We start from the raw sequence: 23,355 nt of genomic DNA on the forward strand, positions 1-23,355 counted from the left end.
ATGTAAGTTAACGAGTATAGAATCGGAATTGTAAATGACATCCAGACATTATGCGGAATCTTCAGGGAGTGAGTGAACATGGCACTGTTGCACAAATTAGAGCCGGGTATCCGCAATCTCGTTGAGGCATTTATCGAGAGCGGGCGACCATCAGCTAGAGAGCAGAGCATCGAAGAACGCAGGCAGGGTTATTTGAACACCATTGACTTAGCGGGGGACGCTGTTCCCGTAAGAGAGATTGCTGAACATACGATTGACGGCATACGCCTTCGCTTATACAAGCCATCGGAGCAGGTGAAACTCCCTGTTATGGTTTATTATCACGGGGGCTGCTTTGTCAGCGGCGACTTTGACACTCACGATCGTCAGCTGCGTCAATTGGCGAACTTGGGCAATGCGTTAGTGATTGCGGTTGAATATCGACTGGCACCCGAGCATATCTATCCGGCTGCTCATGACGATGCTTTCAAGGCGGCCGGCCTTGTTCGTGAGCACGCCTTGTCTTGGGGAGGGGATCCAGACGATATCACGATTGCAGGAGACAGCGCAGGCGGACATCTTGCCTTGGTTACTTGTTTGCGGCTGAAAGCGCAAGGCGATTGGCTGCCGAAGCGCCAGGTGCTTATTTATCCTATGCTTGATGCATCAGGTGCAAGCGGCAGTTATGAGACCAACGGCGATGATTATGTCATTACGCGGGATACTCTTTTAAGCGGCTTTGAGGTCTACCTAGCTGGCCTTCCAACGAATCATCCTGAAGCAAGTCCATTACATCGTGATGACTTTGAAGGACTGCCGGAGACCCAAATCATTACAGCAGAGTTCGATCCGTTAGTCGACGAAGGAGAGGCCTTGTATCACCGTTTGCTGGAGGCAGGGGTTCACGCGCAGTGCAGAAGATATCTCGGCGTCAATCACGGCTTCTTCCAGCTTGGCGCCATCAGCGGAGCAGGCAGAACGGCGATTCAAGATGTCGCTTCCATCATAGCCAGAACAAGCCGTCACACAATGTTCTAAAACAGAACAGCATCCGCCATTAGAAGGCTTGGAACAGCGTCCCGTGGTGGATCAAGTAACGCTAACTTGCTTATTCCACCGTGTATTTGTGAAAGTGAATGCTGCCTCTGTTTTCTTGTCAAAATAGAGAATCATATTGCGCTAGGCTTCATTTATGCTATAATGATGTCGAATGGGCGACCATTCAAGCTATACACAACAGAAAAAGTTATAGGTAATGGAAGTTTGGTGCAAATCCAACACGGTCCCGCCACTGTGATAGATCGTTCACTCGATCTTAAGTCAGGTCTTTTGCCTAGTAACTTTGCTGGATCAGCTGCTTCGAGGCGAAAGTGGCTGGTTGTTAAGTCTAGTGGATTGCAATTGCGCCTCGCTAGGCTTTTTTTATTGCCAGAATGGCAGCCGACGAGGATGTCGGCATGGCCAGGTGCTCGCCGCCGAACCGATACGACGACGTATCATGCAAGCAAGTGGGGAAGCTCTTCAATGCTGAGGATAAGGTGCACAACGAGGTGCACATCCCTTCTTTTATCCCAATGGAACGGATATTTTCCGTCCAGCTCGATACCAATCCTTCATTTGGTATCTGCAACCACTTGAACATGTAATCGCTCATCTTGGTCTTGGCATAGCTGCAGGAGCTTTTTGCAAGAGGCGGTTGACGCGCATCGGGAAAGCGGTGTACAGTAGAGTGGACAATTTCATTCAATCACGTGCACAATGGCGTGCGCAATCGATAGGAAGCAAAGAGGCTTTTTAAGGGAATCGTTGAAGACGGTTCCTTTGGAAGGCCTCTTTTTGTTTTTATTTGAAGCTTCTATAGGTTGGACAAAAGCAAGGGGCAGGCAAGGGGCAGATTGATTCTGGAGCAGCGTTCGCGTTTGCCTTTGTGAATGTGTGAACAACGGCGATGGCAAGAACATTTCACTTGGCTGCCCTCAACCGGACAATCCTTTGTTCAACTTATCTATATTATCCTTTGGAGGTGTCTTATATGGACAAGCTATCCATCAAAACTGATCTCTATATAGGTCAGGGTGCTATGGATCGTCTCACAGAATGGAAGAACAAAAGGATCTTTATCGTGACGGATCCATTCATCGTGAAGTCAGGCATGATCAACATGGTGTTCGATCGCCTGCATGAAAGCAATGAACAGTACATTTTCAGCAACATCGTGCCAGATCCTCCTGTTGAGATTGTAACTGAGGGAGTGGAAGCGCTTGGCGCATTCAAGGCGGACATGATCCTTGCGATCGGCGGGGGCTCTGCTATTGATGCGGCGAAGGCAATGAAGCTGTTTGCTGGCAAATTGCTGGATCAAACGGATCTTCCGTTTATTGCTATTCCAACGACTAGTGGAACAGGTTCTGAAGTAACATCCTTTTCCGTCATTAGCGACAAGCAGAAAAATATCAAATACCCTCTCGTATCGGATGAACTGCTGCCGCAAGAAGCCATCTTGGACCCTGAGCTTGTGAAAAGCGTGCCGGACTTCATCACGGCAGATACCGGGATGGACGTGTTGACGCATGCTATCGAGGCGTATGTCTCGACGAAGGCCAATGACATTTCCGATGCACTGGCTGAAAAAGCAATCAAGATGGTGTTCGCGTATTTGCCAAGAGCCTATAAGAACGGCAGCGATCTTGAAGCACGGGAGAAAATGCACAATGCCTCCTGCCTTGCAGGATTGGCATTCAATATGACATCGCTTGGGCTTAACCATGGGATTGCGCACGTCGCGGGGGCGAAGTTCAAGATCGCGCATGGCCGTATGAATGCGCTTCTCCTGCCTCACGTTATTGCCTATAATGCGGACTACAAGCCTGGTTACGGCAAGGATGACGTCAATGCGACTGCAGCAAGATATGCTGAGATTGCCAAGAGCCTTGGACTTTCTGCACCGAATGCAAAGAGCGGGGTTCGCAGCCTCATTCAAGCGATCAAGCAGCTTCAGAAGGAGCTCCATATGCCGAAGACGCTCAAGGAGTGCGGTGTAGAGCTTGCTTTGCTGGAGGACATGAGAGCAGCGATTGCCGAAGGCGCGCTGCAAGACGGCTGTACCGCAACGAATCCACGTGTTCCTACGGAGGCGGATGTCGCTCAAATTTTGAACAAAATGTATCAATCTTGAGGTCGAAACCGATTTTCCATGTTATGCTGTTGACAACGTTTGCAGGTTAAAATATAGTTAAGGTAACACAACGGCGTGTTGCATACGAATAAAGCGATGAGGCTTCTTAAATTTTCCACGCGAATTTTTAAGGGGTCTTTATGTTTTTTTATGGCTATTTATCGTGTTTTTCACATGAGAGTGGGATGATAACTTGGAACAACAAACCGAAAAACAACGTGTCATACAGGAGTATGTACCTGGTAAACAGGTCACGCTGGCTCACATTATTGCAAATCCAAATCCGGATATTTACAAGAAGCTTGGCTTGGGAAGCGATGCGCAGGATGCCATCGGAGTCATGACCATTACGCCAAGCGAAGCCTCCATCATTGCAGCGGATATCGCGACCAAGGCGGCAGGCGTGCAGATCGGCTTCGTCGATCGGTTCAGCGGCTCGCTTGTGGTCACAGGGGATGTATCCTCCGTGGAATCCGCGATTAGTGAAGTGCTGCTTGGTTTGCAAAATATTCTTGGCTTTTCGGCTGCTGCGAAGATTACACGGACGTAGGAGAGAAAAGCGATGAAGAAGATTATATTAGCCGGGAGCACCGGATCAGGCAAGACGACGCTTTGTCAGAAGCTGCACGGTCAAGAGATTGCTTACAAGAAGACGCAAGCGATTGAGAGCTTCGAGCATTCTATTGATACGCCAGGCGAGTGCATCGAGAATCGTTATTTGTATAAGATGCTGCTTGTATCCAGTGTGGATGCTGACGTCATTGGCTTAGTGCAGGATTGCACAAAGGAAGACAGCTACTTCCCGCCGGCTTTCGCTACGATGTTTGCCAAGCCCGTTATTGGGATTGTGACCAAGATCGAGCTGGCTGATGGACAAGCAGCCATTGAGCGTGCAAGCGAACAGCTTCAGGCGGCAGGGGCAGAGCGAATATTTGAAGTCTCGACGATAGAAGATGTAGGAGTGGAGGCACTCCAGGCTTATTTGGAGGCTTAGGGTAATTGTCGGATCGGCGGTTTTCGATCAAGTCAATCGCTTCCCAAACGATACAAGCAAATAACGGCGAACAATGAGGTGCATGACGCATGAATGGAAAAATTGTAATAGTCGACGATGAACCTATTACAAGAATGGATATTCGTGAGATGCTGGAGGAAGCGAACTACAATGTAGTAGGCGAAGCTTCCGATGGTTTTGAAGCCATCGAATGTTGTAAAAAGCATCTGCCTGACCTTGTCATCATGGATGTGCAAATGCCGATCCTTGATGGTTTAAAAGCAGGTAAACGAATCATTTCAGAACAGCTCGCAGGAGGCATTATTTTATTAACGGCCTTCAGCGACAAACAAACGGTTGAAAAAGCAACCTCTGTCGGTGCGCTTGGTTATTTGGTGAAGCCGCTTGACGAAAAGTCGTTCATTCCCATGGTGGAAGTGACCATCGCCAAAGGCAAGGAAATCCGCAAGCTTGAACAGAATCTATCGAAGATGACGCAGAAGATGGAAGAGCGTAAAGCTGTGGAGAAGGCAAAAGGGATTCTGATGAAGGAAAATGGCTATACCGAAGAGGAGGCCTATCAGACCCTGCGCAAATTAAGCATGGATCGTCGATGCCCCATGATTGAAATCGCGACGACGATCGTGATCTCCTATGATTAATTATAAAAAGCAGATCGAGGAGCTGTGCCTCCTGCACACGGGATTAAGTGAGCAGGATATAGCGAGAATCCTTGAACTGGCCGAGTCGTTTCAGCAGTCTGAGGTTCAAGATGATGTGTTTATCGACGTACTGTCGAGCGTATCGGATGAAGCAATTGTTGTCTACCATCGTCGTCCGAGAGGGCAGCAATCTCTGTATCAGGGCTCTGTCACAGGCGAGCGGGCACTGCGAGAGAATGAGCCCGGTGTCTTAAGAACGCTTGAGACGGGGATCATGACGCAGGGGCTTATCGCCAATACGCAGGAGAATCATCTTGTTCGACAGACCGTGTATCCAATCAAAAATGAAACGGGCGTTATCGCTGTCGTCATCTATGAGAAGAATGTGAGCGACAATATTCAAGCCCACTTCAACGTGATGGGGACAGAGTGCGAGGACAATGAAATGTCTTCGATGCTGACCGCGATGCTTCGGTTCAAGGATTCGATCATTAATCAGCTTGAGGATGCCGTGCTGGTCTTTGATAGATATGGCTTTTTGAAGCTTAAGAATAAGCAAGCCGATGTCTATTATAAGAAGCTTGGTTATCTTGAGGATATTGAAGGGCTGCATTATGATAACTTGTCGCTTGATCAGACGACCTTCTCAGATGTGATCAAGCAGCACACGCTTCCTTGCTATCCGTCCACAACGGACGTGAAGGCAGCTGATCGATATTATCAAGTGAAGCGGTTGTTTATGGAAGAAGAAGATTTGTCGGTAGGCGTCATCTTGCATGATGTCTCCGAGATTAAGCAGAAGGAAGCGGAGATCGTTTCCAAATCAGTAGCGATCAGAGAAATCCATCATCGAGTGAAGAACAATCTGCAGACCGTTGCTTCGCTCCTGCGCATTCAAGCGCGGAAGTGCGAAAGCCCTGAGGCTAAGAAAAGCCTGAACGACAGCGTGAGCAGAGTGCTCGCCATTGCGGCCACCCATGAGCTGCTTTCTACAGAGATCGACGCTCAGGTAGATCTTATGGATGTCATTCGATTGATCGCCGCAAATATTGGCCGCTGCTTTGTTCATGACTCGGTGCATGTGGACATAGACGCCACAGAGAGCATTTGTCTCGACAGCGACCGCACGGTGGCCATTGCCCTGATCGTAAGCGAGCTTATTCACAACAGCTATGAGCATGCCTTTGGCGATCATACCAAAGGCAAGATCACCGTCACCGCGACACTGAAGGATGGTCTCGTCACGGTAGTGGTCAAGGATAATGGCAAGGGCTTCTCTGTTGAGGAAGCTTCGCAGAAGAGCTTAGGATTGTCCATTGTTCGCAGTTATGTGAAGGACAAGCTGATGGGCAAGCTCAGCTTTGTATCGAATCAAGACGGAACGACCGTTACGTTTACGTTCAAAAAATAAATATTCCGGCTACAAGGAAGTAGTCCCGTAAGCAATGAGGCTTAAAGTGAACCATTTCGGGTGATCCCGAAGGGTTGTAACTTTAAGCCTTTTTGCGTCTAAACGGGACCTTGAACTCCAACGGATAGGGGATGAGACAAGTGAATGAGCAGCTGCTGAGCGTTGGCATTGATATGGGGACTTCGACAACACAATTAGTGCTGTCACGGCTCTACATTCAGAATATGGCCTCTTCCTTCTCTGTGCCGCGTCTTGTGATCACAGATAAGGAGGTCGTGTACCGAAGCGATATCTGTTTTACTCCTGTGCTGCCCGACAATCGAATCGACATGCAGAAGATTCAGCAGTTTGTAGAAGAGCAGTATGTGAAGGCAGGCATCTCGAAGGATGACATTCAGACCGGAGCGGTCATTATTACAGGCGAGACGGCACGTAAAGACAATGCCAACGAGGCGGTGCTGTCGTTAAGCGGGTTTGCTGGAGACTTCGTTGTTGCGACAGCAGGCCCGGATCTAGAGAGCATCATCGCTGCTAAGGGCGCAGGGGCGCATACGTACTCCAAGGACCATTCCACCTCGATTGTCAATATCGACATCGGCGGCGGAACAAGCAATCTGGCGCTGTTCCAAAGCGGCGAGCTCGTGGATACAGGCTGCTTGGATATTGGAGGGCGATTGATCAAGGTAGACCAGCAAACCCATGAGATTACCTATATCGCACCGAAGATCAGACAGCTGGCGGAGCAAAGAGGAATAATGCTCGCGCTAGGGCAGCAGGTTACGCCAGAATCGCTTAAGCCCATTATCGAAGAGATGGTCAAGCTGCTTGAAGAAAGCGTAGGGCTTAGAGCGCCTGGTGACTTCTATGACACGATCATTACGAATAAGGGCTTGAAGCTGGAGAAGTCGATACCGTGCATTTCCTTCTCTGGCGGCGTGGCGGACTACATTTACCATGAAGCTGCGGGGGATGTGTTCCAGTACGGCGATATCGGCATCTTGCTGGGCCGAGCGATTGCGGAGTCGCCGCTTGTAAAAGAGCTAACCGTCGCGCGCGCCGCGGAGACGATACGAGCAACCGTGGTAGGAGCAGGCTCTCATACGACAGAGATCAGCGGCAGTACGATCACGTATACGGAAGAGAGCTTCCCGATCAAGAATATCCCGATTCTTAAGCTTGCATCAGTCGATGAGGCAGGCGACAGCGACAGGCTCGCAGCTGCGATCAGCGATAAGCTCAGCTGGTTCAAGCTGAATAATGATCTGCAGCGGGTTGCGATTGCGATCGAAGGCAAGAACAGTCCAAGCTTTGCTGAAGTGCAGAAATATGCCCGAGGGCTCTACAAAGGCATGTCGGAGCTGCTTGAGCGGGAATATCCCCTCATCGTCATTGTCCATCATGACATGGCGAAGGTGCTTGGACAGACGCTGTATGCTCTGCTTGATTACAAAAAGGATGTTGTATGCATCGACAGTGTTCAAGTGGACAACGGCGATTATATCGATATTGGCAAGCCGATCGCCGAAGGCAAGGTGCTGCCAGTCGTCATCAAAACGCTTGTATTTCACTAATTCCTATAGATATGAGATCAGCCTAGAGGTTGGAAGGAGGAGCTTTTGTGATTCTAAAAACGAAATTGTTTGGCCGAGTCTACCAGTTTAATTCCCTTATGGAAGTCATGGCAAAAGCAAACGAAGAAAAATCAGGGGATATGCTCGCTGGACTCGCATCAACTTCATCCGAGGAGCGTGTAGCAGCGAAGGTGGTATTGTCGCAAATTACGCTTGCGGATCTGCGCAACAACCCAGCCGTTCCTTACGAGCAAGATGAGGTTACCCGCATTATTCAGGATCAGGTGAATGAGCGCATTTACAGCGAGATCAAGAATTGGACGGTGGAGGAGCTTCGGGAGTGGATCTTGAACGAGAACACGACGGAAGCCGACATCAAGCGTGTATCCCGCGCCTTAACAGCTGAGATGATTGCAGCGGTGGCGAAGATTATGTCCAATCTTGACTTGATGTATGGAGCGAAGAAGATCCGTATCACGGCGACTGCGAATACGACAATCGGCCGATCTGGAACATTGTCTGCGCGGCTTCAGCCGAACCACCCAACCGATGATCCGGATGGCATCATGGCCTCTCTTATGGAAGGCTTGACCTTCGGGATCGGGGACGCGGTGCTTGGCCTTAACCCAGTAGATGACTCGGTAGAGAGTGTAACGCGTGTCTTGAAGCGCTTCGAGGAATTCCGTCAGAAGTGGGATATTCCAACGCAAACCTGCGTACTCGCTCACGTTACAACACAGATGGAAGCAGTGAAGCGCGGAGCGCCAACAGGCCTCATCTTCCAATCCATCGCCGGCTCTGAGAAGGGGAATGCGGCCTTTGGCTTCAATGCCGCTACGATTGAGGAAGCACAGCAGCTCGTTCTGCAGCATGGACAGGTTGCGGGTCCGAACGTGATGTATTTTGAGACAGGCCAAGGCTCGGAGCTTTCTTCCGAAGCGCATCACGGCATTGACCAAGTGACGATGGAAGCGCGCTGCTATGGCTTTGCTAAGAAATACAATCCGTTCCTAGTCAATACGGTTGTTGGCTTCATTGGCCCTGAATATCTCTACGATGCGAAGCAGGTTATCCGTGCAGGCCTCGAAGACCACTTTATGGGTAAGCTGACGGGTATTTCAATGGGTTGTGACGCTTGTTATACGAACCACATGAAGGCGGATCAGAACGACCTTGAGAACTTGGCGGTTCTGCTCTCTGCTGCAGGCTGCAACTTCTTTATGGGTATTCCGCACGGCGATGACGTCATGCTGAACTACCAAACAACAGGCTATCACGAGACAGCGACACTGCGTGAGCTGCTCGGCTTGCGTCCAATCCGTGAGTTTGAACAGTGGATGGAGAAGATGGGCTTTATCGAGAATGGCAAGCTGACTAAAAAAGCAGGGGACGCATCGGTGTTTCTCAAGTAAGGGAAGGAGGAAGCTCGCATGAATGAAAAAGACCTAAAATCGATGATTGAATCGATTCTAAACGAGATGGTAGGTGCGCCAGCATCAGCAGGAGCAACGGCTGGAGCTCCATCCACAAGCACAGCAGTAGCAGGTGAGAAGCCTGCAGACGGAGCCTTTATTGCTCACGCTCAGAATACTGCCATTCCTGAGGCTGCCGCACAGGAAGGAACAGCCTCAGAAGCCTCCGTTGATGAAGGCGGGTGCTTGGACGATATTACGGAGATCGATCTTCGCAAGCTGCTGCTCGTGCCAGAGCCAGCGGATCGTGAAGGTTACATGAAAATGAAGGAAAAGACCCCGGCCCGCCTCGGCGTATGGCGTGCTGGTCCTCGATACAAGACGATTACGTCGCTTCGATTCCGTGCTGACCATGCGGCAGCGCAGGATGCGGTGTTCTCATACGTATCAGAGGATTTCGTCAAGGAAATGAATCTTGTACCGATCGAGACGATGTGCCGGGACAAGGATGAATATATTACACGCCCAGACTTGGGCCGCCAATTCTCTCAAGACACGATTGCCTTTATTAAGCAGCATACCGTGAATCAGGCCAAGGTCCAAATCATGGTCGGAGACGGACTCAGCTCCGCTGCGATCGAGGCGAATCTTCGCGATATTATCCCTGCGATTGCGCAAGGTCTTAAAATGTACGGCATTGAGGTTGGCGAGATTCTGTTCGTTAAGCACTGCCGCGTACCGTCGATGGATGTAATCGGGGATGTAACAGGCTCAGATGTCATCTGCCTGTTGGTCGGTGAGCGTCCAGGACTTGTAACAGCGGAGTCGATGAGTGCTTATATCGCTTATAAGCCAACGGTAGGCATGCAGGAAGCGAAGCGTACGGTTATCTCCAATATTCATTCTGGAGGTACACCAGCCGTCGAAGCTGGCGCTCATATCGCAGAATTGATCAAGACTATGATCGATCGCAAGGCATCTGGTATTGACTTGAAACTATAAGGATCACAAGGAGGCACGTATGAGAAACGAATCGATTCATGCACAAGTGCTCGGCATGAAGCTCATTTCCAACGTAAGCCTGGATATGGCTCAGAAGCTCGAGCTTAAGCCGCACCATAAAAGCTTGGGGATCATTACGGCAGACATTGATGATGTAACCTACGTTGCGCTTGATGAGGCAACGAAGTCCGCTGTGGTAGACGTTGTCTACGCCAAAAGCATGTATGCAGGCTCAGCCAATGCATCCACGAAGCTCGCAGGCGAGGTAATCGGCATTCTAGCTGGACCTACGCCTGAGGAAGTGCGCAGCGGCCTGAATGCAGTAGCCGATTATATCGCCAATGATGCTCACTTCGTGAGCGCCAATGAAGACAACAGCATTACCTACTTCGCCCATTGCGTCTCCCGCACTGGCACCTATTTGTCTGAGCTGGCGAACATTCAAGAAGGCGAAGCCCTTGCCTATCTGATTGCGCCGCCGCTTGAAGCGATGTATGCACTCGATGCAGCCCTGAAGGCAGCGGATGTGACGATCGCAGCCTTCTTCGGCCCGCCATCCGAGACAAACTTCGGCGGTGCGCTGCTAACGGGCAGCCAATCGGCCTGCAAAGCAGCTTGTGACGCTTTCGCAGATGCTGTCCAATTCGTCGCGGACAACCCGACGAGTTATTAAGGTAGCCGCTTATGAGACATCAAGCATTAGGATTAGTGGAAGTGCGAGGCTATCTCGGCGCGGTTGCCGCTGCAGATGCTGCCTTGAAGGCAGCTGCCGTTACCTGCCTCGGTGTCGAGGTGATCAAGGGCGGACTCGTGACCGTTAAGCTTGGCGGCGACGTTGGCGCAGTACAAGCCGCTGTAGACGCAGGAGCCGAGCTGGCTGTTCAACTGGACGTGCTTATTACTCGCCATGTCATTGCAAGGCTGCATGAGGAGACTGCGGCCATGGTTGCGGGCAAGGAAGAAGAACGACCAGCACTGGAGCAGGTGAAAAAGGCTGAGATGCCTGCTGCAGCGCCTAAGCCAGAGCTGAAGGCGGATATGAAGCAAGAAGCAGAGCTTGAAGCTGTGGTGGGGACGAAGGCCGACGATCAGAGCGAAAGCAAGATTGAAAGCAAGATCGAAAGCAAGGTCGATGATAAGGCTCCGGGCAAGGCTGACAGCAAAGCTGCCGTCAAGGCGGATGCCGCTCCCGTGTCCTCGGATAAGCCGACTGCTTCTTCGGAAGCAGGCAGCCTTGAAGCTTCGGAAGCAACGAAGCCGGCACATGCGGCAGATGCAGCGAAGTCCACAGCGGATGTGATGCAGCGAGTGGCCAGAGAGGCTGTAAAGGTGGTTGAGGAAGCGCGGAAGGCAGACGGGATTGAGTCGCCTGCGAAGGATGAAGACAGCAAGCCTCGTGTAAAGCCGCCGAAAGCTCCTTCTACTGCAAAGAAGCGCAGCAAAGGCACTAAGAAAGCTTAACTTAATAAAAGTTATATAGACAATAACGAAGTAGAGAGAAGGAATATTGATGGAAACATTGGATAAAGACCTAAGATCCATTCAAGAAGTCCGCGATTTGATTAAAAAGGCGAAGGAAGCACAAGCGAAGCTCGCTGCTATGACACAAGCGCAAATTGACGCTATTGTCAAAGCAGTCGCAGATGCGGGCTATGCAAATCGCGAGAAGCTGGCGAAGATGGCCAATGAGGAAACAGGCTTTGGCCGCTGGCAGGACAAGATCATCAAGAATGCCTTTGCCTCGAAGCAGGTATATGATTCGATCAAGGACATGAAGACTGTTGGCATCCTGAAGGATGATCAAGCTCACAAAGTGATGGAGGTAGCCGTTCCAGTCGGTGTCATTGCTGGCTTGATTCCTTCCACCAACCCAACATCCACGGTTATCTACAAAGCGCTGATTGCGCTTAAGGCTGGGAACAGCATTGTGTTCTCCCCGCATCCTAATGCGCTGAAGTGTATTTTGGAGACGGTGAAGGTTATCAGTGAAGCTGCGGTTCAAGCGGGATGCCCAGAGGGCGCCATTGGTGTTATGTCGGTACCGACGATCCAAGGTACGGATCAATTGATGAAGCACAAGGATGTTGCTCTTATTCTAGCAACAGGCGGAACGGCGATGGTCAAAGCCGCTTATTCCTCCGGTACGCCGGCAATCGGCGTAGGCCCGGGCAATGGCCCAGCCTTCATCGAGAAGAGTGCGAACATTCCGCTTGCGGTTAAGCGCATCATGGATTCCAAGACGTTTGATAACGGCACGATTTGTGCCTCTGAGCAATCCGTTGTTGTAGAAGCATGCAGCAAGGAAGCCGTTGTCGCTGAATTCAAGAAGCAAGGCGCGTACTTCTTAACAAAAGAGCAATCCGCTCAGCTTGGCAAATTCATCATGCGTGCAAATGGCACGATGAATCCGCAAATCGTGGGCCGCAGCGTGGACCATATCGCGAAGCTTGCGAACCTCGATATTCCTACTGGCACTCGCGTGCTGATTGCCGAAGAGACGCAAGTAGGACCGAAGGTTCCCTATTCCCGCGAGAAGCTGGCTCCCATTCTTGCTTTCTATACCGAAGACAACTGGGAAGCAGCATGCGAGCGCTGCATCGAGATCTTACATGGCGAGGGTGCTGGGCATACAATGGTCATTCACTCCGAGAATGAAGAGATCGTTCGCCAATTCGCGCTCAAGAAGCCTGTATCCCGCTTGCTTGTGAATACGCCGGGTACGCTTGGCGGTATTGGCGCAACAACCGCGATCGCACCAGCTCTTACGCTTGGCTGCGGCGCAGTGGGCGGAAGCTCTACTTCTGACAACATCAGTCCTCTCAATCTGATGAACATTCGCAGAGTGGCCTATGGCTTGAGAGAAATGGAAGATTTGGCGGAGCCAGCAGCATCTGCAGCACCGCAATGCGCAAACATCAACATTGGGGATAAAGAGGAATTGATCAGCATGATCGTGGCTCGCATCCTTGAAAAAATGTAAGAGAGCTGTAACGCAAGAAGGCGATTTTTACACTCATATCAAACGGCTTATCGATATAAATTGGACGATTCGTTCAGCTTATATAGCAATTCTTTTTTCACTAGTGGGTATTATCCAAAATTCACATATAACTTAGGAGGAATTATATCATGGCAAACGCAAACGCATTGGGAATGGTAGAAACTAAAGGTTTGGTAGGCGCAATCGAAGCAGCTGACGCAATGGTGAAAGCAGCAAACGTGACATTGATCGGTAAAGAGCAAATTGGTGCAGGCCTTGTAACAGTTATGGTTCGCGGCGACGTTGGTGCAGTTAAAGCAGCAACTGATGCAGGCGCTGCAGCAGCAGAGCGTGTAGGCGAATTGTTGTCTGTGCATGTGATTCCAAGACCACACACGGAAGTGGACGCGATCTTGCCTAAAACAAAGATCACTGAATAATCGCGGTTCCCGAATAAGCCTAACGATCAGTATGGGGGCGGGGTGAGGGCTTGTGTCCCACCCTTTCCTTCTGACTGTCGCCAATGCCCCATCGAAAGCGGACGCAATGACCGTTGCAAAAGGATGTGAGAACATGGCTTTGATTACGGAAAGTGAACTGCGCAAGCACTATCGCAATCAGAATCTGAAAGAGGTTTCGGTTTATGAAGTGGCGGAAGGCACGATATTGACGCCATCGGCAAAGAGCTTTTTGACCGATCATCAGATTGAGCTTCGCTATGTGCAAGCGGCAGGTTCAGAAGCTTCAACGACAAAGAGCAGGGCATCTGAGCTTAAGCCGAAGGAAGTGAAGCTTCAAATCACGAGAAATCTGGACGTCGAGAAGCCGTCCAAAGGGATTAAAAGATTTCATACGCTCAATGGCGGTTTTTTGGAAACGAAGCCTGAGCACATGACGCATTTGTATGGCAATACGCTAGTATTTAAGGATCATCCTCGGATTATCTTCCGGGGCAAGCTGGATTCGCTGGAATCCAAACTCATGGAAGCACAGATGAGCTGCTTCAAGCTGAACATGACCAAGCTTGTCGAAGACTTGGAAGAAATCTTGCAATTTGTACGGCAAATTGTACGCAGCGAAGTACTTAATGAAAGCATCGAAGATTTTCACTTATTAGGGCTGACGCCGAAGGAACTGCGGGCGCAGTCTCATTTTCCTAAGAAATACTTTGGTTTGGAACATTTTCAACCCAGCTATGATATGGGCGAGGCGGTTGTTGTTATAAATGCGTTGCGCACGTTGACGAGGGAAGCGGAGCTGTTGGCTTATCAAGCCTTTAAAAAGGAGTATGGGGATGCAGACCGAGGAGATATCATTCTGGCATTGAATCGTTTGTCCTCCTTATTCTGGATTATCATGTTCCGCATCCGCGCTGGACAGTACAACTCATGAGGTGAGCATGGTGGATAATCAATTGGTTGAAAGCATTGTGAATGAAGTAGTAAAGCGTGTGCAGGACGAAGCTTTGATTGAGATTGAGGCATCCGGCAAGCATGTGCATTTGAATCGCGAAGCGATCGATGCCTTGTTTGGCGAAGGCTATCAATTGACGAAAGCGAAGGAGCTGTCCCAGCCCGGACAGTATGCGTGCAAGGAGCGCGTAACGCTGATTGGACCGAAGGGAGCCCTGCACAATGTAGTCGTTCTCGGTCCAGAGCGCAAAGAGTCTCAAGTTGAAGTATCGCAAACCGATGCTGTGGTGCTCGGTATCGCTGTGCCTGTTCGGGAGAGCGGCAAGCTGGAAGGCACGCCAGGCATCGTGATTGCTTCTGGAAGCCATATGCTTCGCTTGGATCGCGGCTTAATCGCAGCTCAGCGCCATATTCACGTGAAGGCTGAGGATGCAGCAAAGCATAAGGTGGAGAACGGCGAGATCGTGCAAGTGAAAGTGTTCGGCAAGCGCCCCCTCATTTTTGATGATGTGCTTGTTCGTGTAAGCCCTAACTTCGAGACTTACATGCATATTGACTATGACGAAGCGAATGCTTGCGGCTTTACGAAAGGCACGAAAGGAAAGATTGTCAAGAAGAGCAACTAGGTTTAGGAGTGTGAAAACATGAACACAGAAGCTCTAGACCGGGCTGCCATCGTCGAGGCCGTCACGCAAGAAGTGATGAAAAGGCTCGAAGCTGCTTCAGCTCATGAGGCTTCTACACGCGCAGCAGCTGCAAAGCAGGCTGTAATTCTGGCAACTGAGCCTGCACCGGATGTAGAACGTGCGCTGGCTCCTTCTTATCAGGTCCAGTATTACGAGGAAGCGTTAAGAGACTGCGATGTGCTCATTATTCCAAAAGTGTGCATTCAGCTCTTAGCTAATCTTGCGAATGCAATTAGTGCTGGAGCGCGTGAGCGGTTTGTCATGACGATGCTGCTCAAGGGAAAAGCGGTAATCGTGCTGGAGGAAGGACTGCAATACCGAAAGTACAAAGCCTCAGCGCCTGTGCTTTTGTATAAGCAGTATGATGGCTATGTAGACAAGCTGAAGAGCTTTGGCATTCGGGTGATGAAGGAATCTGAGCTCCAGATGAATGGGCCTGAGCATCCGGCAGCCTCTGAGTCGTCTGCTTATGGGAAGCCGAGCGAACAAGCTATGGCGCCCGTTGAAGGGGACGCTTCAGACGCCTTGCCTCTCATTCATTCGGAACATGCGGCATGCTCCAGTGACAGCTGCTCCTTGTCTGCTGCTAACGAAGGCGGCCGCAAGCCTGAAGTATGGACGCGCAAAGTGCTGACTGAAGCAGAGCTGAAGAAGCTGGTGCTTCAGCGCAAGACAGAAATTGTGATTGATCGCAATTGCATCATTACGCCGCTTGCTCAGGATTATTTGCGCATGCAGCGGATGCAAGTGCACAGAAGATAACGGCGAGGTGAGACGATGATCGTAGGACAAGTGATGGGCAGCCTATGGGCTACCCGCAAGGACAACAAGCTGAACGGCCTGACCTTCCTCGTTGTGAAGCCGATCTCATATGGCCATGACGAAGCATCGACTCCGCGTGATTATTTCGTAGCCGCGGATAATGCGGGAGCAGGTATTGGGGACACGGTGCTTGTCACTCGAGGCAGTGCAGCCCGCACCTCCATTGCGAATCCAGATGTCCCTGTTGACGCGGTCATTGTCGGCATCGTGGATTCGATTGAGGTGTCCCATGAATAGTGCGATTGGCGTTGTTGAGCTGCGCAGTATTAGCAAAGGATATGAGACAGCGGATCACATGCTGAAGACCTCTCCCGTTTTTGTGCATCATATGAAGCCGATATGCCCTGGCAAGTTCCTCATTATTATGAGTGGCGACACGGCTGATGTAGAAGAAGCGATGAACGCGGCGAAGACAGCCGCAGGCGAGTTTCGCATCAGTGATTTTACTTTGCACGGCGTTCATCCTGATCTTGTGGATGGGCTGAAGAAGCGCTACTCCCCGCAACCTGTGGACGCTATTGGCATCGTAGAGACTTCTACGGTATCATCTGGCATGTATGCGCTTAATGAGGCTTTGAAGCAGTGCAATATTTATGTGAAAAGAATGAATCTCGGTATGGCCATTGGAGGCAAGTTCCTTGCTGCCTTTACAGGAAGGGTAAGCGATGTCGAGCAGGGCATGAAGATGTTCGTCTCCTCCATGGATGAAAAGCGAATTGTCCATCATACCGTGCTTCGTTCTCCTGCCGAGGAAATGAAACAGCACTTTAAATAGGTCATTCGTTTATACCATTATTGACAACAGGGTCACAGCAGAATGGAGGAGCATTCGTGGAAATCAACGAAATTATTATTTACGGCATGGTCATCTTCATGGTCCTTGGCGCCATCGACAAGTGTATCGGGTATCGCTTCGGTCTCGGTCATCAATTCGATGAGGGGATTATGGCGATGGGCTCGCTGACACTAGCCATGGTGGGGATTATCTCCTTGTCGCCAGTATTGGCTAAGCTGCTAAGCCCAATCGTCGTCCCGCTCTACAGCGCGCTCGGAGCCGATCCTGCGATGTTCGCGACGACACTTCTTGCGAACGATATGGGCGGCTATTCGCTTGCTATGGAGCTTGCGAAGACACCTGAGGCAGGGATGTTTGCAGGAACGATTCTTGGCGCCATGCTTGGGCCAACGATTGTATTTATCATTCCGGTAGCACTTGGCATCATCAAGAAGGAAGATCAAAAGTACTTGGCTACAGGCGTCTTGGCAGGGATTGTTACCATTCCAATTGGCTGCTTGATCGGCGGCTTGGTAGCAGGTTATTCTCTATCTATGATTTTGTCTAACCTTGTGCCGATTCTACTATTTGCGGTATTGATCGTGCTCGGCTTGTGGAGATTCCCACAAGGCATGATCAAGGGCTTCACGATCTTTGGCAAGTTTATCGTCATTGTCGCGACCTTGGGACTTGCAGCAGGTATTATTCAGCAATTAACGGATATTACGATCATTCCTGGCCTTGCGCCAATTCATGAAGGCATTGAGATTGTTGGCGATATTTCTATCGTGCTCGCTGGAGCATTTGCCATGGTATTCGTTATCACCAAGGTGTTCAACAAGCCGCTTATGAAGCTTGGCAAAATGCTTGGCATGAATGAGGTTGCCGCAGCAGGTATGGTGGCTACCCTGGCTAACGTTATTCCCATGTTCGGCATGATGAAAGACATGGATGCTAGAGGCAAAGTAATCAACGTTGCTTTTGCTGTATCCGCAGCCTTTGTCTTCGGCGACCATCTCGGGTTTACAGCTGGAGTTGCAAAGGATATGATCTTCCCGATGATTGTCGGCAAGCTTGTCGGCGGAATTACCGCTATCTTTGTCGCGATCTATCTGGCGAAGAAGATGGCTCCAGAGCCAAACGAAGTGCAGACAGAGTCTGCTTAAGCTTGGTTGACTGTACATGTGATCATGTAGAGCAGCTGAAGCAACAGGATATGAACATTTATCTCTTACGCAACAATTGGTGAAACTCTCTAATTCTCTTATTACGGTTCTAATATATCGTCTGTTATGCTGCTTGCGGGTATTCCCGGAGCAGCTTTTTTTATAGCTTAATTTCTGTAGATTAATATGGTAAAAAATATCAGTTATGGTATAGTATATTTGACGTTGACTTGTCCTAGCAATAGATAAGCCATAAGTTTAACGATGATGGAGGTTACTTCATGATGAACCAGAATCTATCGATGCTCGTCATCGGAGCGCATCCGGATGAGCCAGACATTTATGCCGGAGGCTTAGCGGCTTATATGGCTGAACGTGGCGCCCGAGTACAATTTCTTTCCTTGACGGATGGACGCTGCGGGCATTACCGCGAGCAGGGGGAAGCCCTTATCGCACGTAGACGCGAGGAGGCTGAGATTGCGAGAAGATCATTAGGAATTGAGTCTTATATGGTACTGGATCACCCGGATGGAGAGCTGCTTCCGAGCATTGAGCTTCGCAAGCAGATTATTCGGCATATTCGCGAGCTTCAGGCCAATATCGTCGTTACATTTCATCCTGAAGGCTGTGCCCATGCAGATAATCGCTACACGGGGATGGCTGTGCGAGATGCCGCTTCATTTGTGGCGCGAACGCCCAATGCCGTTCCCGATGTCCCTGCACTTGAAGAATCGCCCGTCTTTCTTCTCATGCCGGATTATTCTTTGAAGGCAAGCTATCGTCCGGACTTGGCCATTGATATCGAGTCTGTGTTGGAGAAGAAGCTGATGGCGTGGCATGCTCATGCCTCGCAATTCTATGAATTCGCACCTTGGCAGATGGGACTTCTTGATCAGGTACCATCAGATGACAAGGGAAAAAGGGACTTTCTGCTGAAGCACTGGGGGAGATACGTGCATGCTTCTGAGGAAATGATGCCTGCCCTTGCTGACCTATATTCTGCTGAGGCAGCGGCACACATTCGATATGCCGAATGCTTTGAAATTGCGAGCTATGGCCATCGGCCAAGCCATGAGGAATGGAAAGCTTGGCTGGGGTTAAGTTAGGACCTTTAAGAAAGCGTTTTAATTTTGTGAGGCTGGATTAAAGTCAGTAGATCATGGCGCTCTTGCATTCATTCATTTGTTCATCAAAGAACCTGCACATGTGTTCGAACCAAGAATCATATGAGGAGGAGAACAATGAGACGAAGTCCGTTATGGAACGTGATAGGCATAGTGGGATGTATAGCTATGCTGCTTCTAGTGATGAGTGGATGCTCGAAGGAAGAAGCAGAGAAGCCGGAGGTGCAGGAGCCCGTTGTCCAACATGAGGAGAAGCCCAAACTGCGCATTATGGCTCATTCAGAGGAGTTTTTCAATCAAATATACGGAAATTTCCTGTCTGTCAAATTCCCTGAGCTGGAGTATGAGGTTGTTGGCACAGAGAGCATGCGAATGGACCAATCTCCTGAGAAGGAGCCTGGGGACAAGCTGCTTGGCTTCATCGAGAAGGAGAATCCGGATCTCATTCTGATTGAGCCAGAATTCATGACGCGTCTGATTGATCAAGGAAAGCTCCTGCAGTTGGAGCCGTTAATGGAGAAAACGGAGTTTGATACGAACGGCATTGAGCCAGCCATGATGGATTATTTCCGCAAGCTGGGCAATGGGGCGGTATATGGATTGTCACCCAACTACTCGACATGGGTTGTTTATTACAACAAGACGATGTTCCAAGAGAACGGGATCGAAGAACCAAGAAACCAGATGTCGTGGGAAGAGCTGTATGATCTTGGTGCTCGCATCGCACAATTAGGCACGGAGGAGAAGCCGATGTATGGGCTGTCGGACAGCTTTTTCCCCCGGCTTCAGGATTCGATATTGCAGGTAGCCAGCACTTATGGGCTGCGCATTATTGATGCTAGACAAGAAAAGATCTTATTTGATTCAGAAGGATGGCATAAGGTATATCAAACGGTTGCTGATGCCATTCGCTCGAAGGCGCTGCATACGGTGAAGGAAGAAGTAACGATGAGACTGTCAGCAGACAATCCATTTACACTTCAAGAGGTTGGCATGCAGGTGGGAGGGCCTGTGACCTCTCAAGCCGTCAGAGGAGATGCTGCATTTGAGGTGGGGGTTGTAACCATGCCGGTAGATCCATCAAGACCGGATGTGTCTCCATTTATCAGCTTTAGCGGGCTGTACGGCATTAATGCGCAATCTGCTCAGCAGGATATGGCATGGAAGGCACTGTCGTACTTAATGAGCGAAGAGGTTGCGAAGCAGATGGCACGCACGAACAATTTGCCTGTTCGAAGCATGGGCTTGGAGAAGATTGCTGACTGGGATGCTGCTCCGTTTACGATGCTGAAGCCTGCCACCGATACGAAGGATATCTGGGCTTTGATTCCGAACGTCTACCCGAATCAAGGGGGAGATGTCTATGAAGAGATGGCTAGAGCGATGACGGATATCATCGAGCAGGATGTGCCTGTCAAGGATGCGCTCGCCAACATGCAGCAGGTGCTGCAGAAGAAGCTGGATCAGGCAAGAGCGGAGCAATAGAATTCATAACGCAACCCTTGAGCAGGTGAGGAGCTCAAGGGTTTCTTGTTGTGTGTTTATAGCTGTTTTATGAAAACGATCTCTTTCGCGCCTTGTTCATAATTGAGGGGCATGGAGAGAGACTCAATCTTTCCTGCTGAGCTTTCTTGAAAAGTCATACTCAGAGGAACCACCATCATTCCTATGTCAAGATCCAGCCTAAACGTGCTGCGGTCTTTGCAAGAAAGAACGGATTCAAAGGCATACAGCTTCATATGAAGTTTCTCATCTCGGAGCGTAATGAAGATGTCCCCATATCCAGGATGAGTATAAGTTCCTGCATATTCCAGCAACGCTCTGCTTGCTTGCTGATGGTTCGATTTACATATTTGCGCTTGCTGTTCTTCTTCTTGGGAGTTTGCACGCTCATAATCCTCCCAGAAGCGGCCGCTCCAATCAACCTCATCTAGCCCAAGAGCACGATCAAACAGATTGAAGGCAATCATTCTCGGCAGAGGTGTACTGTTTTTATTTGTGAGAACCACGATCCCAACATTATTATTAGGTAAAAAAGCAGTGAGGGCTGAATATCCGTCAATGCCTCCATCGTGCAGAATCATCTGATAACCGCGATACGGCTCAATCAGCCAACCAAGCCCATAACAGCTCACAAGAAACTCCTTTTGATTCACATAGGAATGACTGTTGATGAGTGGGGTCTGCATCTCAGCAATATATTTTTCTGATACAAGAGTCCGGTCTTTATAACGGCCTTTGTTCAGATTCATGAGAACCCAAGAGGCCATCTCTTTTGCATTGCTGTTTATGGAGCCCGCAGGACCGAATGCATCGATATTATGGTAGGGCGTTGAGACGATACAACCCTCTTTTTCAATATAGGGAACGGCATGATTTGCACTTTGCTTCAAATCATATATAGACATGCAAGATTCGGTCATATCGAGAGGATCCAAAATATAATTCTGAATGACCTGTTCCCATGAAGTGCCTTCCATAAGTCCTAATATATGTCCTGCCGTTGTTATTAGCAGATTATTATACTGGAACTTATACCGAATCGGCTGACTAGGCTCCAGATATCTCAATCGAGCAATAAGATCCTCTCTAGAAAGCTTTTCATTAAATAATAAGAGGTCATGTCTTGGAAGTCCTGACCGGTGACAGAGCATATCGCGGAGGGTAAGCTGCTCTGTAGCAACAGGGTCATGCATCTTGAACGCTGGAAAATAATTTATGACGGGTGTATCGAGATCAATCTTACCCTCTTCCATAAGTTGACCTGCCGCAAGTGCGGTAAAGGCTTTAGTGCAGGAGCCGATCGCAAATAAAGTATCAGGTGTCACTGCCAACTTCTTTTCGATATCGCGGTAGCCGAAGCCTTCTGCCATCATGACTTCATTGCCCTGCACGACTGCGATGGATAGGCCGGGCACCTGCCATTTTTCCATTTCGGTTTGAACATAAGATCGGAAGGCAGCGAGCTGTTCGTTATTCATTCGGTTGGAGCCTCCATGATTTGGAAGTGATTAATATATGAATACGCTATCATATAGGGTGAAGCATTACAAGACAACATTTACCTATTACAATAGAGTAGAACAGCGATTCTATATTGGTGTACATAGGAGTGAGTGCAATGAACCCAGCGTTCTATGCTGATATGAACCTAGATGCTTTTTGGGAGAATAGTCAATACGCCCATGAGGAATACGAGAGCGATCCACCAACGGATGAGCTCATCCAGTCGATGGAGGAGGAGCTTGGCTACAAGCTGCCGGCATCATACATCGCCTTAATGAAGCATCGCAATGGCGGCGTGCCGGTAAATGCTTGCTTTCCGACGGAGGAGCCGACCTCATGGTCAGAGGACCATATTGCCATCAGCGGAATTCTTGGCATCGGGAGGGAGAAGGCGAATTCCCTAGGCGGAGAGTTTGGCAGTCTCTTCATGATCGAGGATTGGGGTTATCCGAATATTGGCGTCGTGATCTGCGACTGTCCATCGGCTGGCCATGATGTTGTCATGCTGGATTATCGCAAGTGTGGTCCTGAAGGAGAGCCTGAGGTGATTCATGTCGATCAGGAAGCGGACTATGAGATTACGTTTCTTGCCAAAGACTTCGAAACGTTTGTCAGAGGTCTGATTCACGAGGATGCGTATGATACCTCTGAGGAGGACTTTGCAAGGGCTTTGGAGCGGGTCGCCCAAGGGGCCTTTTCGCCATTGCTCCAAGAGCTGTGTGAGAAGGCTTCGGAGCTGGAAGGAATGGAAGCGAAGATCCGCAGCATCTGCACACGCATTACGAATGAAAAAGGCTATTTTGCCCTCCATGCGGACGAGCTCTCGATGCTCATGTATGACATTCAATTTTGGCTGTATGAACACAAGGGTGGAAGCATAACAAGAGAACAGTATCTCGCGGATTATCCGAGCATGATCGCCTTCGGCGGCGAATTCAGCACTGGCGGCTATGCCCCATCCTTTATCACAGATTGGCTGGATCTTCGCATCAAGGAGGGCGTTGTGACTGTTAATGACCAGCAGATCCGGCTGACGGATGAGGCGCGGCAGCAGCTAATCAAGACACTGCTGGAGCATTAAACGAGCCTGCTTGCTTAACCTCATCTATGTTTATTTAGGGGAGGTTAGTGAAGAGGCTGATGTTAAGGTGACAACAGGGAACATGATGATGTCCCAA

Annotated in this window: 24 protein-coding genes and 1 riboswitch; of the genes, 22 read left to right on the forward strand and 2 right to left on the reverse strand. The window is 49.7% G+C overall.

The genetic code is table 11. The features are described 5' to 3' along the window. Nucleotides 1-78 precede the first annotated feature (78 nt). Complete coding sequence (locus tag B9Y93_RS19145; protein WP_085497127.1) at nt 79-1,017, forward strand: alpha/beta hydrolase; 939 nt, start codon at nt 79-81, stop codon at nt 1,015-1,017. 193 nt (nt 1,018-1,210) lie between these two features. After that, nucleotides 1,211-1,362, forward strand: a riboswitch (adenosylcobalamin (AdoCbl) riboswitch). 28 nt (nt 1,363-1,390) lie between these two features. Here B9Y93_RS19145 and B9Y93_RS24385 read toward each other — a convergent pair. After that, nucleotides 1,391-1,621: a hypothetical protein gene (locus B9Y93_RS24385; protein ID WP_139829195.1), complete on the reverse strand. Its 231-nt coding sequence runs from the start codon at nt 1,619-1,621 to the stop codon at nt 1,391-1,393. Nucleotides 1,622-2,011: 390 nt separating this feature from the next. Between B9Y93_RS24385 and B9Y93_RS19150 the strand changes: the two genes are divergently transcribed. The 20 genes from B9Y93_RS19150 to B9Y93_RS19245 all read left to right on the forward strand — a co-directional run bounded on the left by B9Y93_RS19150 (nt 2,012) and on the right by B9Y93_RS19245 (nt 20,656). Beyond that, complete coding sequence (locus B9Y93_RS19150; protein WP_085497128.1) at nt 2,012-3,154, forward strand: 1-propanol dehydrogenase PduQ; 1,143 nt, start codon at nt 2,012-2,014, stop codon at nt 3,152-3,154. A 193-nt stretch (nt 3,155-3,347) separates the two neighbouring features. Continuing rightward, nucleotides 3,348-3,704, forward strand: coding sequence for a BMC domain-containing protein (locus B9Y93_RS19155; RefSeq protein WP_085497130.1), 357 nt, complete (start codon nt 3,348-3,350; stop codon nt 3,702-3,704). A gap of 12 nt (nt 3,705-3,716) precedes the next feature. Next, the gene (locus B9Y93_RS19160; protein ID WP_085497131.1) at nt 3,717-4,148 is read left to right on the forward strand and encodes a EutP/PduV family microcompartment system protein; all 432 of its coding nucleotides are present in this window, start codon (nt 3,717-3,719) and stop codon (nt 4,146-4,148) included. Between the two features lie 89 nt (nt 4,149-4,237). Further along, complete coding sequence (locus tag B9Y93_RS19165) at nt 4,238-4,810, forward strand: ANTAR domain-containing response regulator (protein WP_085497133.1); 573 nt, start codon at nt 4,238-4,240, stop codon at nt 4,808-4,810. Next, nucleotides 4,803-6,221: a sensor histidine kinase gene (locus tag B9Y93_RS19170; RefSeq protein WP_085497135.1), complete on the forward strand. Its 1,419-nt coding sequence runs from the start codon at nt 4,803-4,805 to the stop codon at nt 6,219-6,221. The genes B9Y93_RS19165 and B9Y93_RS19170 overlap by 8 nt, the downstream gene beginning before the upstream one ends. 140 nt (nt 6,222-6,361) lie before the next feature. Then, on the forward strand, nt 6,362-7,792 hold the full coding sequence (gene eutA, locus B9Y93_RS19175; protein WP_085497137.1) for an ethanolamine ammonia-lyase reactivating factor EutA: 1,431 nt from the start codon (nt 6,362-6,364) through the stop codon (nt 7,790-7,792). A 47-nt stretch (nt 7,793-7,839) separates the two neighbouring features. Next, nucleotides 7,840-9,204, forward strand: coding sequence for an ethanolamine ammonia-lyase subunit EutB (locus B9Y93_RS19180; RefSeq protein ID WP_085497139.1), 1,365 nt, complete (start codon nt 7,840-7,842; stop codon nt 9,202-9,204). A gap of 18 nt (nt 9,205-9,222) precedes the next feature. Further along, the gene (gene eutC / locus B9Y93_RS19185) at nt 9,223-10,206 is read left to right on the forward strand and encodes an ethanolamine ammonia-lyase subunit EutC (RefSeq protein WP_085497141.1); all 984 of its coding nucleotides are present in this window, start codon (nt 9,223-9,225) and stop codon (nt 10,204-10,206) included. A 19-nt stretch (nt 10,207-10,225) separates the two neighbouring features. Next, nucleotides 10,226-10,879 (forward strand): ethanolamine utilization microcompartment protein EutL, encoded by a 654-nt coding sequence (eutL, locus tag B9Y93_RS19190; protein ID WP_085497143.1) that lies wholly within the window; start codon nt 10,226-10,228, stop codon nt 10,877-10,879. Nucleotides 10,880-10,890: 11 nt separating this feature from the next. Next, complete coding sequence (locus B9Y93_RS25090) at nt 10,891-11,667, forward strand: BMC domain-containing protein (protein WP_085497146.1); 777 nt, start codon at nt 10,891-10,893, stop codon at nt 11,665-11,667. A gap of 49 nt (nt 11,668-11,716) precedes the next feature. Then, complete coding sequence (locus tag B9Y93_RS19200) at nt 11,717-13,186, forward strand: acetaldehyde dehydrogenase (acetylating) (protein ID WP_085497147.1); 1,470 nt, start codon at nt 11,717-11,719, stop codon at nt 13,184-13,186. 149 nt (nt 13,187-13,335) lie between these two features. Beyond that, the gene (gene pduA / locus B9Y93_RS19205) at nt 13,336-13,626 is read left to right on the forward strand and encodes a propanediol utilization microcompartment protein PduA (protein ID WP_028596399.1); all 291 of its coding nucleotides are present in this window, start codon (nt 13,336-13,338) and stop codon (nt 13,624-13,626) included. A 133-nt stretch (nt 13,627-13,759) separates the two neighbouring features. After that, entirely contained in the window at nt 13,760-14,578 is an 819-nt protein-coding gene (locus tag B9Y93_RS19210; protein ID WP_085497149.1) for a cobalamin adenosyltransferase, read from the forward strand. 10 nt (nt 14,579-14,588) lie between these two features. Continuing rightward, nucleotides 14,589-15,224, forward strand: a complete 636-nt coding sequence (gene eutD / locus B9Y93_RS19215; protein ID WP_085497421.1) for an ethanolamine utilization phosphate acetyltransferase EutD — start codon at nt 14,589-14,591, stop codon at nt 15,222-15,224. A gap of 18 nt (nt 15,225-15,242) precedes the next feature. Further along, entirely contained in the window at nt 15,243-16,046 is an 804-nt protein-coding gene (locus B9Y93_RS19220) for a hypothetical protein (protein ID WP_085497151.1), read from the forward strand. 15 nt (nt 16,047-16,061) lie between these two features. Next, nucleotides 16,062-16,343, forward strand: a complete 282-nt coding sequence (locus B9Y93_RS19225; RefSeq protein WP_085497153.1) for a EutN/CcmL family microcompartment protein — start codon at nt 16,062-16,064, stop codon at nt 16,341-16,343. After that, nucleotides 16,336-16,881 carry a BMC domain-containing protein gene (locus B9Y93_RS19230; RefSeq protein ID WP_085497156.1) on the forward strand — a complete coding sequence of 182 codons (546 nt, stop codon included), beginning with the start codon at nt 16,336-16,338 and terminating at the stop codon, nt 16,879-16,881. Before B9Y93_RS19225 ends, B9Y93_RS19230 begins: the two co-directional genes overlap by 8 nt. 56 nt (nt 16,882-16,937) lie before the next feature. Beyond that, nucleotides 16,938-18,047, forward strand: coding sequence for an ethanolamine utilization protein EutH (eutH, locus tag B9Y93_RS19235; protein WP_085497159.1), 1,110 nt, complete (start codon nt 16,938-16,940; stop codon nt 18,045-18,047). Nucleotides 18,048-18,328: 281 nt separating this feature from the next. Then, the gene (locus B9Y93_RS19240; RefSeq protein WP_244903483.1) at nt 18,329-19,153 is read left to right on the forward strand and encodes a PIG-L deacetylase family protein; all 825 of its coding nucleotides are present in this window, start codon (nt 18,329-18,331) and stop codon (nt 19,151-19,153) included. 135 nt (nt 19,154-19,288) lie between these two features. Continuing rightward, on the forward strand, nt 19,289-20,656 hold the full coding sequence (locus B9Y93_RS19245) for an ABC transporter substrate-binding protein (protein WP_176228983.1): 1,368 nt from the start codon (nt 19,289-19,291) through the stop codon (nt 20,654-20,656). A gap of 56 nt (nt 20,657-20,712) precedes the next feature. On the opposite strand, the gene B9Y93_RS19250 is transcribed toward B9Y93_RS19245, so the two are convergent. Continuing rightward, nucleotides 20,713-22,152, reverse strand: coding sequence for a serine hydrolase (locus B9Y93_RS19250; RefSeq protein WP_085497164.1), 1,440 nt, complete (start codon nt 22,150-22,152; stop codon nt 20,713-20,715). Nucleotides 22,153-22,292: 140 nt separating this feature from the next. Between B9Y93_RS19250 and B9Y93_RS19255 the strand changes: the two genes are divergently transcribed. Then, the gene (locus B9Y93_RS19255; RefSeq protein WP_085497167.1) at nt 22,293-23,258 is read left to right on the forward strand and encodes an SMI1/KNR4 family protein; all 966 of its coding nucleotides are present in this window, start codon (nt 22,293-22,295) and stop codon (nt 23,256-23,258) included. Nucleotides 23,259-23,355 lie beyond the last annotated feature (97 nt).

Source organism: Paenibacillus aquistagni (assembly GCF_900177815.1).
In the GTDB taxonomy this organism is placed as follows: Bacteria; Bacillota; Bacilli; order Paenibacillales; family Paenibacillaceae; genus Paenibacillus_B; species Paenibacillus_B aquistagni.

Bases quoted from the DNA above. Each gene is read 5' to 3' on its own strand.
- B9Y93_RS19145 (WP_085497127.1), top strand. From the start codon at position 79: ATGGCACTGTTGCACAAATTAGAGCCGGGTATCCGCAATCTCGTTGAG.
- B9Y93_RS24385 (WP_139829195.1), bottom strand. From the start codon at position 1,621: ATGTTCAAGTGGTTGCAGATACCAAATGAAGGATTGGTATCGAGCTGG.
- B9Y93_RS19150 (WP_085497128.1), top strand. From the start codon at position 2,012: ATGGACAAGCTATCCATCAAAACTGATCTCTATATAGGTCAGGGTGCT.
- B9Y93_RS19160 (WP_085497131.1), top strand. From the start codon at position 3,717: ATGAAGAAGATTATATTAGCCGGGAGCACCGGATCAGGCAAGACGACG.
- B9Y93_RS19165 (WP_085497133.1), top strand. From the start codon at position 4,238: ATGAATGGAAAAATTGTAATAGTCGACGATGAACCTATTACAAGAATG.
- B9Y93_RS19170 (WP_085497135.1), top strand. From the start codon at position 4,803: ATGATTAATTATAAAAAGCAGATCGAGGAGCTGTGCCTCCTGCACACG.
- eutC (WP_085497141.1), top strand. From the start codon at position 9,223: ATGAATGAAAAAGACCTAAAATCGATGATTGAATCGATTCTAAACGAG.
- eutL (WP_085497143.1), top strand. From the start codon at position 10,226: ATGAGAAACGAATCGATTCATGCACAAGTGCTCGGCATGAAGCTCATT.
- B9Y93_RS25090 (WP_085497146.1), top strand. From the start codon at position 10,891: ATGAGACATCAAGCATTAGGATTAGTGGAAGTGCGAGGCTATCTCGGC.
- B9Y93_RS19200 (WP_085497147.1), top strand. From the start codon at position 11,717: ATGGAAACATTGGATAAAGACCTAAGATCCATTCAAGAAGTCCGCGAT.
- pduA (WP_028596399.1), top strand. From the start codon at position 13,336: ATGGCAAACGCAAACGCATTGGGAATGGTAGAAACTAAAGGTTTGGTA.
- B9Y93_RS19210 (WP_085497149.1), top strand. From the start codon at position 13,760: ATGGCTTTGATTACGGAAAGTGAACTGCGCAAGCACTATCGCAATCAG.
- B9Y93_RS19220 (WP_085497151.1), top strand. From the start codon at position 15,243: ATGAACACAGAAGCTCTAGACCGGGCTGCCATCGTCGAGGCCGTCACG.
- B9Y93_RS19225 (WP_085497153.1), top strand. From the start codon at position 16,062: ATGATCGTAGGACAAGTGATGGGCAGCCTATGGGCTACCCGCAAGGAC.
- B9Y93_RS19230 (WP_085497156.1), top strand. From the start codon at position 16,336: ATGAATAGTGCGATTGGCGTTGTTGAGCTGCGCAGTATTAGCAAAGGA.
- B9Y93_RS19240 (WP_244903483.1), top strand. From the start codon at position 18,329: ATGATGAACCAGAATCTATCGATGCTCGTCATCGGAGCGCATCCGGAT.
- B9Y93_RS19245 (WP_176228983.1), top strand. From the start codon at position 19,289: ATGAGACGAAGTCCGTTATGGAACGTGATAGGCATAGTGGGATGTATA.
- B9Y93_RS19250 (WP_085497164.1), bottom strand. From the start codon at position 22,152: ATGAATAACGAACAGCTCGCTGCCTTCCGATCTTATGTTCAAACCGAA.
- B9Y93_RS19255 (WP_085497167.1), top strand. From the start codon at position 22,293: ATGAACCCAGCGTTCTATGCTGATATGAACCTAGATGCTTTTTGGGAG.